Here is a 13143-nt window from a genome sequence, read left to right as displayed (position 1 = left end):
TCCCGATCGGATCATGGTCTGATACCATAGGGCCGATCCTCCGCTTCCTCGCGGCGCTGGCCGTAGGAGCGGGGGGCGGCGCGCTGTTCCTGGAGATCGGTGCGCCCCTGCCATGGGTGCTGGGATCGATGGCCGCCTGCGCGATCGCCAGCGTTGCGGGCCTGCCGATCCAGGCGTCGTCCGCCACCCGTCGCCCGATGGCGGCGGTCATCGGCGTGGTGCTGGGCAGCAGCTTCGGCCCCCATCTCAGCGCGCAAGCGCGCGACTGGATCGTCCCGCTCGCCGCCCTGCCTTTCTTCCTCGCCAGCGCGGCGCTGCTCTGCGTCACCTATTTCCGCAAGGTCGCGCAGTTCGACCCTGCCACCGCCTATTTCGCCGGCATGCCCGGCGGTATCGCGGAAATGGTGGTGATGGGGGCGGAACGCGGCGCCGACGAACGCGCCATCGGCCTGATCCATGGCGCGCGCATCTTTCTGGTCGTCTTCATCCTGCCCTTCCTGATCCGGCTGGACCATGCGCCGGTCGCGATCGCCCCGTCCGCCGCCGTGACGGGCGAAGTCGCGGACTGGAGCCTGCTTCTGTGGGCAGTCGGTTGCGTGGTGTCGGGCCTGTTCGTCGGCAGGCTGCTGCGCCTGCCCGCCTGGCATCTGGTCGGGCCGCTGGCGGTCAGCGCCGCCGTCCATATGAGCGGCCTCGCCGATTTCCGTATTCCCGGCTGGGCGCTCGCCGCCGCGCAAGTCGGCCTTGGCGCCACCATCGGCTGCCGCTTCGTGGGTCTGACGGTTATGACATTGCTGCGCACCCTGGCGCTGGCGGCGGGATCGACGCTGATCCTGCTGGCGGTCACATTCGCCTGGGCTGCCGGCATCAGCGCGCTGACCGGGCTGGACCCGGTACTGCTGACGCTCGCCTATTCGCCCGGCGGCCTTGCCGAAATGAGCATGGTGGCGCTCAGCCTGGCGCTGGAGCCGGGCGTGGTCATCATCCATCACCTGACCCGCGTGGTGCTGGTCCTGATCGGCGCACCACTCGGGTTCAGGTCTAGGGGTATCAGAGAAGGGTCATGAGGCCCGTCGCCGGATCGATCACGCCTTCGTAGATCATCTTGCCGGCGACATAGAGGATCACCAGCAGTCCGAAATAGGCGATCGCGCGATAGCGTTCGATGACGCGGGCCAGCAGGTTCGCCGCCACGCCCATCAGCGCGACTGACAGGATCAGCCCGACGACCAGGATGCCGGGATGTTCGCGCGCCGCGCCCGCGACCGCCAGCACATTGTCCAGGCTCATCGACACGTCGGCGATGGCGACCGCCCATGCCGCCTGGGCAAAGCCCTTGGGCGCCGCCTTGCCGGCGATATCCTCGGCATCTTCGGCCTCGCCGCCCGAACGCAGTTCGCGCCACATCTTCCACGCAACCCAGACCAGCAGCAGGCCACCGGCAAAGACCAGGCCGACCAGTTGCATCAACTGCGTCACCAGCAGGGCGAAGGCGATGCGCAGCACCAATGCGGCGATCACGCCGATCGCGATCACCTTGCGGCGTGAGGCGGGCGGCAGGCCGGCGGCCAGCGCGCCGACGACGATGGCATTGTCCGCCGCCAGCATGATGTCGATCAGCACCACCTGGCCAAAGGCGGCCAGCGCGGATGGAGAGCCGAGATTGGAAAAATCGGCGACGATATGGGTCCAGATGTCGTTCATAAATCCTCTCGCCATCCGGCAGGAGAGGGCATCGGGACGCCAGCGCCTGAACGAACGGCCTTTGCCATGCGGATCGCATGAGAGCGTAAAATCCAGTCTGTCCGCCTGCGCAGACCGCTGCCGCATAGAGCGGCAAGCTGTCATCAACCTTTCAGATGATGGCGCGACACCCTGTCCCCATGGGCATTGGCCATCATTCCATTTTTTCGAAAAGTTCGGACGATTTTATCCGGATTACTCGCGAGATAACATGGGCCTATCCCTGATTTCACCAACACGCCACCAACCAACAGAGGGAACAGACCAATGACCATCACCGCCACCCCGACCCCCGCCAAGGCTCTGCTGTCGCCCAGCAACCATGCTTTGGTCCTGATCGATTTCCAGTCGCAGATGGCCTTCGCCACCAAGTCGATTGCGCCTGAATTGCTGCGCAACAATGCCGCGCTCGTCTCGAACGCCGCCGCCGGCTTCAACGTCCCCACCATCCTCACCACCGTCGCCGAGAAGAGCTTTTCCGGCCCGATGTTCAACGAGATCACCGAAGCCTTCAACAACCAGCCGATGCTCGACCGCACCAGCATGAACACCTGGGAAGACGCCGCCGTGATCGAAGAAGTGAACCGCATCGGCAAGGAACGGCTGGTGTTCGCCGGCCTGTGGACCAGCGTCTGCATCGTTGGCCCGGTCCTCTCCGCGATCGAACAGGGCTTTGAGGTCTACGTCATCACCGACGCCAGCGGCGACATCAGCGAAGAGGCCCATGAACGCGCGGTCGAGCGCATGATCCAGGCCGGGGCCAAGCCCGTCACCTCGCTCCAGTATCTGCTCGAACTGCAACGCGACTGGGCGCGCACCGAAACCTACGACATGACCACCGGCATCGCCCGCAAATGGGGCGGCGCCTATGGCCTGGGCATCACCTATGCCAAGACCATGTTCAACGCTTCGGAAGGCGGCCACTAAGCCTTCCTTCAGCGGCCGGGTGCTCCCCCTTTCGCCCGGCCGTTTCCCTTCTTCCCGACCCCATCATGCCCGAAAGGCTTTCCCCATGAGCAACTTCATCACCACCAAGGACGGCGTCGACATCTTCTACAAGGACTGGGGCAGCAAGGACGCCCAGCCGATCATGTTCCACCATGGCTGGCCGCTGTCGGCGGACGACTGGGACGCGCAGATGCTGTTCTTCCTGTCGAAGGGCTATCGCGTCGTCGCTCATGACCGCCGCGGCCATGGCCGCTCCGCCCAGGTCGATTTCGGTCATGACATGGCTCATTATGCCGCCGACGCCGCTGCGGTCGCCGAGCATCTCGACCTGAAGAACGCCATCCATATCGGCCATTCGACCGGCGGCGGCGAAGTCGCAGCCTATGTCGCCCGCCATGGCCTGCCGCAGGGCCGCGTCGCCAAGGCCGTGCTGGTCAGCGCCGTGCCGCCGATCATGCTGAAGACCGATCGCTATCCCGGCGGCCTGCCAATCGAGGTGTTCGATGGACTGCGCGCCGGCCTTGCCTCCAACCGCGCCCAATTCTTCCACGATGTCGCCGCCGGCCCCTTCTATGGCTTCAACCGCGAGGGCGCGGACGTGAAGCCCGCCGTCATCGACAATTGGTGGCGTCAGGGCATGATGGGCAGCGCGCTCGCCCATTATGAAGGGATCAAGGCTTTCTCCGAAACCGACCAGACCGACGATCTGAAGGCGATCAGCGTGCCGACTCTGGTGCTGCATGGCGACGACGATCAGGTCGTGCCCTACCAGAATGCGGGCGTACTTCAGGCCGAAATCCTGCCCAACGCCACGCTGAAGGTCTATGAAGGCTTTTCGCACGGCATGCTGACGGTGAATGCTGATGTGCTGAACGCCGATATCCTCGCCTTCATCCAGGCCTGATCGTCTACATAGGGAGAATGGACATGAAGCCCTATCTTCTGTCGCTGGGCGCCGGGCTGCTGGTCGGCATCGTCTACAGCCTGCTTGGTGTCCGTTCTCCTGCCCCGCCAGTGATCGCCCTGATCGGGCTGGCTGGAATATTGGTCGGCGAACAGATCGTCCCTATTGCCAAGCGCCTGTTCGACCGTCAGGAACTCGCCGCTTTCGTCACCACCGACTGCGCCAACCATCTGCTGGGCCATCTCCCCGCCAACCGAAAGCAGGACGCATGATCTCCCGCCGTCAGGCGCTCGCCAGCGCCGCCACCACCGCCCTTCTCACCGCCACCGAAAGCTTCGCCATGACCGGAAAAGACCTCATCATCATCAATGCCAAGGTCACGACGCTGGATCGGGAAAATCCGGTGGCGCAGGCGGTGGCGATCCGCAACGGCAAGTTTCTGGCCGTGGGCAGCGAGCAGGCGGTGCGGGCCGCAGCCGGTCCTGACGCGCAGACGATCGATGCCAAGGGGCGTCGCCTGATCCCCGGCCTGATCGACAGCCATATCCATGTCATTCGCGGCGGCCTCAACTATAATATGGAACTGCGCTGGGAAGGCGTACCGACGCTGGCCGACGCCATGGCCATGCTCAAGAAGCAGGCGGAAAATACCCCGCCGCCGCAATGGGTCCGCGTCGTCGGTGGCTTCACCGAGCATCAGTTCGCCGAAAAGCGGCTGCCCACGATCGAGGAAATCAACGCCGCCGCGCCCGACACCCCGGTCTTCATCCTCCACCTCTATGACCGTGCGCTGCTGAATGCCGCCGCACTCCGGGCGGTGGGCTATGACCGGAACACGCCCAACCCGCCCGGCGGCGAGATCGTTCGCGATGCGCAGGGCAATCCGACCGGATTGCTGCTGGCCCAGCCCAATGCGACGATCCTCTATGCGACGCTGGCCAAGGGGCCGAAGTTGCCGCAGGATTATCAGGTCAATTCGACGAAGCATTTCATGCGCGAACTCAACTCGCTCGGCGTCACCAGCGTGATCGACGCTGGCGGCGGGTCGCAAAATTATCCCGACGATTATGCGGTGATCGACAAGCTGCACAAGGATGGCGAGCTGACGCTGCGCATCGCCTATAATCTCTTCACGCAGAAGCCCAAGGAAGAGCTGAAGGACTTCGCCACCTGGTCGACCAAGATCAAGCCGGGCGATGGCGACGACAGCTATCGCCACAATGGCGCGGGCGAAATGCTGGTCTATTCGGCCGCCGACTTCGAGGATTTCCGCGTCGCCCGTCCCGACATGCCGCCGGAAATGGAAGGGGATCTGGAGCCGGTCATCCGCCTGCTGGCCGAACGCCGCTGGCCCTGGCGCATGCACGCCACCTATGACCAGACGATCGGCCGTGCGCTCGACGTGTTCGAGAAGGTCAATCGCGACATTCCGCTGCAAGGGCTGAACTGGTTCTTCGACCATGCCGAAACCATCAGCGAGCGCAATATCGACCGGATCGCCGCGCTGGGCGGCGGCATTGCGGTACAGCATCGCATGGCCTTCCAGGGCGAATATTTCGTCGAACGCTATGGCGCGAAGGCAGCGGAGGCCACCCCGCCGATCAAGCGGATGATTGCGGCTGGCGTGCCGGTGGGCGCCGGTACCGACGCCACCCGCGTCGCCAGCTACAATCCCTGGGTTTCCTTGAGCTGGCTGGTCACGTCGAAGACCGTCGGCGGTCTTGCCCTCTATCCGGTGCGCAACCGGCTGGATCGTGAGACGGCCCTGCGCCTCTGGACCGAAAAGAATACATGGTTCTCGAACGAGGTGGGCAAGAAGGGCCAGATCAGGAAGGGGCAACTCGCCGACCTTGCCTTGCTGTCGGACGATTATTTCTCCGTGCCGGAGGATGAGATCGCCCATCTCCGATCGGTCCTGACCGTGCTGGGGGGCAAGATCGTCTATGGCGAGGGCGACTATGGCTCGCTCGCCCCGGTCGCGCCCAGGGCGATGCCCGACTGGTCGCCGGTCGCGACCTTCGGCGGCCATTATCGCAAGGATGAAACCGCGAAGAAGCTGGCTTCCGCCTGTGGCTGTGCCTCTTCCTGCGGCGTCCACGGCCATGACCATGCCGCCGCATTGGGCGCCAATGTGCCCGCCGCCGATGTTCAGAGTTTCTGGGGTGCGCTTGGCTGCGGCTGCTGGGCGGTCTGATCCCGGTTCGGCCCCTCCCGGCAAGGAGGGGTCGTCCCATATCGTTCCAGAATATAGAACATGATCGTCGACATTATTCGGATCGATCGGCTTTCGACCCCCGCCTAGACCGTTCCGGCAACATCGACCGAGAGGGTTGATCCTCTCCAACCGGAGCCAATAACATGAAGCATATCACCCTGATGATGGCGACTGCCCTGGTCGCCATCAGTCCTGCCCCCGCGGCTGCCAAAGCCGCGCCCGCCGCCGCCAGCGCCGACTATGCCGTCGGCCCGCAATATGACACCACCCATGTCTATGTCGCGCCGGAGGATTTCGACCGCTTCATCGCCAGCTTCACTGCGACCTTCGGCGGCACGGCCAGCAAACAGGGTGTGTTCCAGGTGACGCCCACCGCCAGCCAGACAAAGTCGCAACTCGCCCTGACACCCGCGGGCACCATCTCCGTCTTCGGCTTCCTGACGCCCATTCCCTATCCCTTCGGCGCGGAGCGGACCGGCTATCTGGTGAGCGACATGGACGCGGCAGTCGCATCGGCCGTGAAGCATGGCGCGACCCGCCTCATCACCAGCTTTCCCGATCCGATCGGCCGTGACGTGGTCGTGCAATGGGCGGGCGGCGTGAACATGCAGCTTTACTGGCATACGACCAGGCCCAACTATCCCGCCCTTACGACCGTGCCGGAAAACCGCATCTACCTGACCGCCGATGCGGCCGATCTGTTCGTCAAGCAATGGACCGGCTTCGCCCATGCCCGGGTGACGTCGGACGACAAGGCCGCGCCGGGCGAGGAGATCGGCCAGCCGGGCAAGACCTACCGCCGCATCCGGCTGACGTCGGGCTATGGCAGGATGAGCGTCATCGTCTCGGACGGGCAGCTGCCCTGGCCCTATGGCCGCGACATGACCGGCTACGCCGTCGCGGACCTGCGCGCCGCGCTGGAGAAGGCCAAGGCGGCGGGTGTCGAGACGCTGGTGCCAGCCCATGAAGAGGGCAGCCGCCAGTCGGCGATCGTCCGCTTCCCCGGCGGCTATATCGCCGAAATTCATAGCGTCGTCGGGGAGTAAGCGAGATGACCCATAGCCCCCGCTTCGTTTCCGCCATTCTTGCATGGCGGCCCACATGGTTCCTCGCCCGGCTGTTGCTGACCAGCGCCTATATATTGGGCGGACTCGTCAAGCTGACCGACTGGCAAGGCACCGTCGCCGAGCAGGCGCATTTTGGCATGAGTCCGCCCGCCTTCTGGGCGGCGCTGACCATCGCGCTCGAACTGATCGGCCCGCTGCTGATCCTGACCGGCCGGCTGGTCTGGCTGGGCGCCGGGATGCTGGGCGTTTTCACCCTGCTGGCCGCCTTCACCGCCAACGCCTTCTGGACGATGCCGGCCGGGCAGGAGCGCTTCATGGCGACCAATGCCTTTTTCGAGCATATCGGCCTGATCGGCGGCTTCATCCTTGTGGCCATGATCGCGGACCGGAAGCAGGCCGATGCGTGAACGCCTCCTGCCTTGCCTCGCGCTGCTGGCGCTGCCGGTGCCGGCCGCTGCCCAGCAGCGTGAGGCGTGGCAGGCGCCGACGCTCAGCATCACCCGCTATGACGAGGACTGGTCCGACCTCGCCGATGCCGGAAAGCGCGCGCATCACTGGACCGGCCCGTTCAAATATATCCCGCTCGGCGAGGGCGCCTGGCTGTCCACCGGCATCGAACTGCGCGCCCGAAGTGAGAGCTATGACGACAATCTCTGGGGCGGGGCGGATGCGCCGGACGACTCCTATCTCTGGCTGCGCGCCATGCCCTATGCCGACCTCCATATCGGAAAAGCGCGCGCCTTCGTCCAGCCGATCGCCGCTTATGCCGTCGGCGTCGCACCCTCCGCCAGCCCGATCGACCAGACGCGGGTCGATTTGCTCCAGGCCTTTGGCGAGGTCGATCTTGGCCCCGTCACCCTGCGCGCCGGGCGGCAGATGCTCTCGCTCGGGACCGAGCGGCTGATCGGCACCCGCTATGGTCCCAATGTGCCGCTCGCCTTCGATGGCGCGCGCGCCGATGTCAGGGTTGGCAGGGCGACGGTCAGCCTGCTCGCGGTAAAGCCGGTGCAGCCCGGACCCGGCAGTTTCGACGACGCCACGTCGGATAGCAAAGCTCTCTGGGGCGCCTATGCCGCGCTGCCCGAACTCGACCTTTATTATCTGGGCTATCGCAATAGTGCCGCCCACTTCGGCGGTCTGGATGGCAGGGAAGTGCGCCACAGCCTTGGCCTCCGGTCGCATGGCGTTCGCGACGACTGGCACTGGAATGTCGAGGGCGTCTACCAGTTCGGCCATTTCGAAGGCCGGCGCATCGCCGCCTGGACGATCGGCAGCGAAGTCGGCCACAGCTTTCCCAGCTTACCATGGGCACCCGACGCGACGCTGCGCTTCAACATCGTCAGCGGCGACAGGCGCGCCGGCGACGATCGGATCGGCACCTTCAACGCGCTTTTTCCCAAGGGCAAATATTTCGGCGAATTGTCGCCCGTCGGTCCGACCAACATCATCAGCCTGAACCCGCGCGTCAGCGGCACGCTGGGCGGCGGCCTGTCCGCCAGCCTTGCCGCCATGGCCTATTGGCGCGCCAGCAAGGGCGACGGCGTCTATGATATCCCCGGCAATCTGGTCCGTGCGGCTGGCGGCAGCGACGCCCGCTGCATCGGCAAGGGGGCGGAGGTGACGATCGCCTGGCAAGCCACGCCCGAATGGGAGATATCGACGTCTTTCTCCGCCTTCGCGCCGGGTGCCTTCATTCGCGATACCGGTCCGGCGAAGACGATCACCATGCTGGGGCTGGAGAGCAATTTCCGCTTCTGACGAGTTTTCCATATAATCGAACAAAGAGGCCAACTTTATTCGGCTATTTCGATATTCGAGCCGATTCTAGTCTGCACGGGCAACTGACACAGGAAGATCGCCATGACCGTCCCCAAAGCTCTGACCTCGCCACTACCCTGGCTCCTGCTGCTCCTGTCCGTGACCACAGGTCTCGTCGACGCGATCAGCGTGCTGGGGCTGGGCAAGGTGTTCACCGCCAACATGACCGGCAATATCGTCTTCCTGGGCTTTGCCGCCGTCGGCACGCCGGGCTTCCATGCCGCGTCCTATCTTGCCGCGATCGCCGCCTTCCTGATCGGCGCGCTGGTCGCCGGGCGGGTGGGGAAGGGCCATGCGGGGTTGCCGCTGCGCCGCTGGCTGCTCGTCGCAGCCCTGGTGGAGGCGGCTCTGCTCTGGATCGCGGCCGGTGTCGCGACCGGCTTCGACATGGCCAGCCAGTCGCCCGGCGCGGCGCTCTACGCGATCATCGCCCTGACGGGCCTTGCCATGGGGTTCCGCAACGCCACCATCCGCCAGCTCAAGGTGCCCGACCTGACCACCACCGTGCTGACTCTGACGCTGACCGGCCTCGCCGCAGATTCGACCATGGCGGGCGGCAGCAACCCCAATCTCGCCCGCCGCATCGGCAGCGTCGCCGCCATCTTCCTGGGCGCAGGGATCGGCGCATGGATGGTCCTGCATGGCGGCCTGGTCCTGCCGCTGATCCTGGCCGGGGCGCTGGTGCTGGCCGGAACGCTCGCCTGCATGCTGCACCCCGAAGCGCGCCAGATAGTCGCCGGCTGACTCAGTCCGCGATCGTCGCGCCCGCCGCGATGAGCGATTCCCTGACGCGGGCGATCGCCATCTCCAGTGGCGCCGTCTCCCCGAGCAGGGCGAAGCTGCCGTTCAGCGCGAAGGTGCAATGGCCGTGCACGGTTGCGACCAGCGATCGCGCCAGCCGGGGCGCGCGGTCCTTCGTTTCGGGCGGCAGGATCGCCGCGACTTCGCGCACGACGACCTCCGTCAGCGCCGCCCGTCGCGTCACCAGCGCCTCGGGCATGGCCATATCCAGCGGCAGCCGATGATCGTAGATGGCCGTCCACAGATTCATATTGTCGGCGGCAAAGCTGAAATAGCCCTCGACCAGCGCGGCGATCCGTTCGGCGGATGGCGCGGCTAGCCTGTCCTCCAGATGCGCTGCCCATAGCTCGAAGGTCCGCGTGTTGATCGCGGCCAAGAGCATGTCGTAGCTGCCGAACACATTGTAGAGCGTGCCAACGGCATAGCCGATGCGCTTGGCGACTTCGCGTGCGGAAAAGCGGGCGAAGCCGACATCCGCCATCAGGCGATGGCCTTCCGCCAGGATCAGCGCCTCCAGCTCGGCGCGGCTATGGTCCGATCTCCTGCCCATGACCGACCCCTAGAAATTTAATTGATCACTGTCTAATATTTTAATTGATCAGCGTTCAATTAAATTCTATCAGAGGATGAGCGAGAGTGAGCGGAAGGTGAATCATGCTGGTTGCGTTGCTTGTGATTCTGCTGGGTGCCGTGCTGTTCGACACACGCCGACGCCTACAGTTGCTGGAGGGGCGCATCCTTCATCTCGAAGCGACAGGATCGCAATCGCAGGGGCCGCAGCCAGTCGGGGCCGAGCCGGAAAAAGCGGCCGCGCCATCCTATCGGGCCGCCACCGTCGTGCGGCGCGCGCCGCCACCTGATATCGTCCTGACGGCGGCCCCCGAAATCCAGGCCCGGCCTGAATCTGAACCCGAAGCAGGGCCCAAACCGGAACCGGAAGCGGAAACGCCCATCCCGTCGGCGCCCCGGCCGCAACAGGTCGTCGAGGGCGAGATTGCAGCCATTCCCCAACAGGGCATCGCGTTCGAGGAATTGTTCGGCCGTCGCCTGCCGATCTGGGCGGGCGGCATCACGCTCGCGGTGGCCGGCGTGCTGCTGGTCAAATATTCGATCGATTCCGGTCTGCTCTCCCCGGTCGTCCGCGTGCTGATCGGCCTGCTCTTCGGCGGCGGCCTGATCGCCGGCGCGGAAGTCGCCCTGCGGCAGGAAGGCAGGCTGCGCGATCCGCGCGTGCGCCAGTCGCTCGCCGGCGCGGGTATCGCCACCCTCTATGCCGTGATCCTGGCGGCGGCCAATCTCTATCATCTGGTCGGCCCGGCGACCGCCTTTATCGGCCTTGCCGCCGTCACGGCGCTGGCCATGGGCCTGTCGCTGCGCTTTGGTGCGCCCAGCGCCCTGCTGGGGCTGGTCGGCGGTCTGGCCGCGCCGGCGCTGGCGGGATCGACCGAGCCGAATGTCCCGCTGCTTTCCTGCTACCTTGCGCTGACCATCGGCGGCCTGTGCGCCCTATCGCGCACCCAGCGCTGGATGTGGCTGGGCGTCGGCGCGCTGGTTGGCGGCGCGGGCTGGGGCAGCCTGCTGATCCTGACGGGCGCGCTCGATCTTGCGGCGTCGCTGTCGGTCGGGCTGCTGATCCTGGCGATCGGCATCGGTTTCCCGCTGCTCGCCTTCTCGGGCAGCCGGGCGACGCTGTTGCGGGCGATTTCGGCGATCGTCGCATCGGCGCAGATGGCGGCGCTGATTGCGACCGGCGGCTTCGCGCTGCTGCACTGGGCGCTGTTCGGCCTGCTGTCGATCGCCTTCCTCTGGCTGAGCGGCCGGGAACCCACGTTGCGCCGTCTGGTGCCCGTTGGGTTGGCCGTCGCGCTGCTGCTGGCCGGCGCCTGGCCGTCGCCTGCCGTCCTGTCCTTCACGCTCGTCATCCTCGCCACGGCGGCCATCTATGGCGGCGCAGCGCTGTGGCGGCTGTGGCGTCTGGACGGCAGCCTGATCGAAGCCGGGCAGGTCGCGGCGGTGGCGTTGGGCGGCCTTGTCGTCGGCGCGCTGCATTTCCATCGCGGTACCTCGGCCGACGATCTGCAATTCGCTATGATCGCGCTCGCCGCAGCTGCGATGCCCGCCCTGGCCATGCTGCTCGGCTGGCGCAACCCGACCCGGCGCGACGATGCCCGCTTCGCCCTGCTGGCGACCAGCGCCGCCGTCCTGCTGGTGGCCGCCGGTCTTTTCGGCCTGCTCCTCTGGACCTTGCCGGTGATCGTCGCGCTCGTGGCGGCCGGCCTGCTGCTGCTGGCCGAACGCGCCGATGACCGGCGCGTCGAATGGAGCGGCTGGGCCTTTGCCTTCCTGTCGCTGGCCCTGCTCGTGTCGGGTGATCGCGGTCTGGCGGAACTGGATCTGCTGGCTGGAGAGGGGGCGAGCGTCACGCCGCTGTCCGCGCTGCTCCGCTGGGGTGCGGTCGCCATGGTCGCGTCGCTCTACGCCTGGCGCGCGCGCTTCGCGGAAGGCCGTCTCGTCGCGCAGGCCGCCGCCGCGTTGGTCGTCTATGGTGTGGTTGCACAGGTCGCGCCCATGATCTGGCTCGCGCCGATCGCCGCGCTCAGCCTGCCATTGCTGGCCGAAGCCGCGCGCCGCCTGCCCGCGCAGCGGCTGCTGCCTGCGCTTGGCGCCATGCTGCTCCTCGTCCTGCTCTGGGCCGCGCAACCTCTGCTGATCTGGAGCGGCCATGCGCTTCTGTCGTTGCTCGGCGAACCGATGCTGGCGGGCGCGCTGCCAGGCATGGGTGAGATGCTCCGCCGCCTCGCCTTGCCCGCCGCCCTGGTCGCGTTCGCGCTGATCCGCGGCAAGGGCGCCATCGGCCCGCTCGCCCATGCCATCGCCTGTGGCGCGACGCTGCTGCTGGGCGCGGTCGCCACGCATATCCTTTACAAGCAGCTGTTCGGCATCGCCGACAGCGTCGACTTCGTGCGCAACGGCCTTGCCGAACGCACGCTGTGGGAAGCGCTGCTGCTCGGCGCCGGGTGGGCGACGGCGCGTTATGCCGGTCGGAAGACCGTCGCATTGGCGTTCGTCGGCGCGGCGCTGGCGCATAATATCGTCTATACGCTGCTGCTCCATGATCCGCTCTGGGCGAGCCAGATGGTGGGCGGCCTGCCGTTGCTCAGCCTGGTCGTCCCGGCCTTCGCCCTGCCGCTTGCCGGACTGGCGCTGGCGAGCCGGATCGCGCCCGATCTCGCCGCGCGCTTCGCCCGGCCGATGGACGGCGCGCGCATGGTCCTGATCCTGCTCCTCGCCTTCGCCATGCTGCGCCAGCTTTTCGAAGGAGCGCTGCTGAACCTGCCGCATCTGTCCGCCGGGGAGGATATCGGCCGCTCGGTGCTCGCCATCGCGCTTGCCATCGGCTTCCTGCTCTGGGGTATCCGCCAGGGCGGGCGCGACTGGCGCATCGCGTCGCTGCTGCTGATGCTGGCGGCCGTGGCCAAGGTGTTCCTGCTCGACGCATCGGGCCTGACCGGATTGCTGCGCATCGCCTCCTTCCTGGCGCTGGGCTTCAGCCTGATCGGCATAGGCTGGCTCTACAGCCGTCATTTGCGGGCCGACGCCGATTAACGACCCGTCTATACTTGCTGCCTATTGCTCTCACCCAGGGG

The 13143-nt window shown here is 66.1% G+C and carries 12 protein-coding genes; 10 read left to right on the top strand and 2 right to left on the bottom strand.

What is annotated here, in order from left to right; all coding sequences use genetic code 11:
- Positions 1–26: 26 nt before the first annotated feature.
- A complete protein-coding gene (locus DM806_RS11895) occupies positions 27–1067 on the top strand; it encodes an AbrB family transcriptional regulator (protein WP_179043449.1) in 1041 nt (346 codons plus the stop codon).
- Here the strand turns inward: DM806_RS11895 and DM806_RS11890 are convergent.
- Complete coding sequence (locus tag DM806_RS11890; RefSeq protein WP_179043409.1) at positions 1051–1704, bottom strand: YjbE family putative metal transport protein; 654 nt, start codon at positions 1702–1704, stop codon at positions 1051–1053. The genes DM806_RS11895 and DM806_RS11890 overlap by 17 nt on opposite strands.
- A 306-nt stretch (positions 1705–2010) precedes the next feature.
- On the opposite strand from DM806_RS11890, the gene DM806_RS11885 reads away from it, so the two are divergent.
- From DM806_RS11885 to DM806_RS11850, 8 genes are all read left to right on the top strand, one after another.
- Complete coding sequence (locus DM806_RS11885; RefSeq protein WP_179043408.1) at positions 2011–2670, top strand: hydrolase; 660 nt, start codon at positions 2011–2013, stop codon at positions 2668–2670.
- Positions 2671–2755: 85 nt separating this feature from the next.
- Positions 2756–3595: an alpha/beta fold hydrolase gene (locus DM806_RS11880; protein ID WP_179043407.1), complete on the top strand. Its 840-nt coding sequence runs from the start codon at positions 2756–2758 to the stop codon at positions 3593–3595.
- Positions 3596–3618: 23 nt separating this feature from the next.
- Complete coding sequence (locus DM806_RS11875) at positions 3619–3867, top strand: XapX domain-containing protein (RefSeq protein WP_179043406.1); 249 nt, start codon at positions 3619–3621, stop codon at positions 3865–3867.
- Complete coding sequence (locus DM806_RS11870) at positions 3864–5789, top strand: amidohydrolase (RefSeq protein WP_179043405.1); 1926 nt, start codon at positions 3864–3866, stop codon at positions 5787–5789. The genes DM806_RS11875 and DM806_RS11870 overlap by 4 nt, the downstream gene beginning before the upstream one ends.
- Positions 5790–5953: 164 nt before the next feature.
- Positions 5954–6856, top strand: a complete 903-nt coding sequence (locus DM806_RS11865) for a VOC family protein (RefSeq protein ID WP_179043404.1) — start codon at positions 5954–5956, stop codon at positions 6854–6856.
- A 5-nt stretch (positions 6857–6861) separates the two neighbouring features.
- Complete coding sequence (locus DM806_RS11860) at positions 6862–7284, top strand: DoxX family protein (RefSeq protein ID WP_179043403.1); 423 nt, start codon at positions 6862–6864, stop codon at positions 7282–7284.
- Complete coding sequence (locus DM806_RS11855) at positions 7277–8635, top strand: alginate export family protein (RefSeq protein ID WP_179043402.1); 1359 nt, start codon at positions 7277–7279, stop codon at positions 8633–8635. Before DM806_RS11860 ends, DM806_RS11855 begins: the two co-directional genes overlap by 8 nt.
- A 102-nt stretch (positions 8636–8737) precedes the next feature.
- On the top strand, positions 8738–9439 hold the full coding sequence (locus DM806_RS11850) for a YoaK family protein (RefSeq protein ID WP_179043401.1): 702 nt from the start codon (positions 8738–8740) through the stop codon (positions 9437–9439).
- A 1-nt stretch (position 9440) separates the two neighbouring features.
- Here DM806_RS11850 and DM806_RS11845 read toward each other — a convergent pair whose 3' ends face one another.
- Positions 9441–10046, bottom strand: a complete 606-nt coding sequence (locus DM806_RS11845) for a TetR/AcrR family transcriptional regulator (RefSeq protein WP_179043400.1) — start codon at positions 10044–10046, stop codon at positions 9441–9443.
- A gap of 104 nt (positions 10047–10150) precedes the next feature.
- On the opposite strand from DM806_RS11845, the gene DM806_RS11840 reads away from it, so the two are divergent.
- Complete coding sequence (locus DM806_RS11840) at positions 10151–13102, top strand: DUF2339 domain-containing protein (RefSeq protein ID WP_256869265.1); 2952 nt, start codon at positions 10151–10153, stop codon at positions 13100–13102.
- Positions 13103–13143 lie beyond the last annotated feature (41 nt).

This window comes from Sphingobium lactosutens (assembly GCF_013393185.1).
GTDB classification, from domain to species: Bacteria; Pseudomonadota; Alphaproteobacteria; order Sphingomonadales; family Sphingomonadaceae; genus Sphingobium; species Sphingobium lactosutens_A.
The sequence above is the reverse complement of the archived record's forward strand: the minus strand, read 5'-3'. Positions and strand labels throughout refer to the sequence as shown.

What these genes read in the sequence shown, in the direction of transcription:
- DM806_RS11890 (WP_179043409.1), bottom strand. Translation starts at nt 1,704, where the DNA reads ATGAACGACATCTGGACCCATATCGTCGCCGATTTTTCCAATCTCGGC.
- DM806_RS11885 (WP_179043408.1), top strand. Translation starts at nt 2,011, where the DNA reads ATGACCATCACCGCCACCCCGACCCCCGCCAAGGCTCTGCTGTCGCCC.
- DM806_RS11880 (WP_179043407.1), top strand. Translation starts at nt 2,756, where the DNA reads ATGAGCAACTTCATCACCACCAAGGACGGCGTCGACATCTTCTACAAG.
- DM806_RS11875 (WP_179043406.1), top strand. Translation starts at nt 3,619, where the DNA reads ATGAAGCCCTATCTTCTGTCGCTGGGCGCCGGGCTGCTGGTCGGCATC.
- DM806_RS11870 (WP_179043405.1), top strand. Translation starts at nt 3,864, where the DNA reads ATGATCTCCCGCCGTCAGGCGCTCGCCAGCGCCGCCACCACCGCCCTT.
- DM806_RS11865 (WP_179043404.1), top strand. Translation starts at nt 5,954, where the DNA reads ATGAAGCATATCACCCTGATGATGGCGACTGCCCTGGTCGCCATCAGT.
- DM806_RS11860 (WP_179043403.1), top strand. Translation starts at nt 6,862, where the DNA reads ATGACCCATAGCCCCCGCTTCGTTTCCGCCATTCTTGCATGGCGGCCC.
- DM806_RS11855 (WP_179043402.1), top strand. Translation starts at nt 7,277, where the DNA reads ATGCGTGAACGCCTCCTGCCTTGCCTCGCGCTGCTGGCGCTGCCGGTG.
- DM806_RS11850 (WP_179043401.1), top strand. Translation starts at nt 8,738, where the DNA reads ATGACCGTCCCCAAAGCTCTGACCTCGCCACTACCCTGGCTCCTGCTG.
- DM806_RS11845 (WP_179043400.1), bottom strand. Translation starts at nt 10,046, where the DNA reads ATGGGCAGGAGATCGGACCATAGCCGCGCCGAGCTGGAGGCGCTGATC.
- DM806_RS11840 (WP_256869265.1), top strand. Translation starts at nt 10,151, where the DNA reads ATGCTGGTTGCGTTGCTTGTGATTCTGCTGGGTGCCGTGCTGTTCGAC.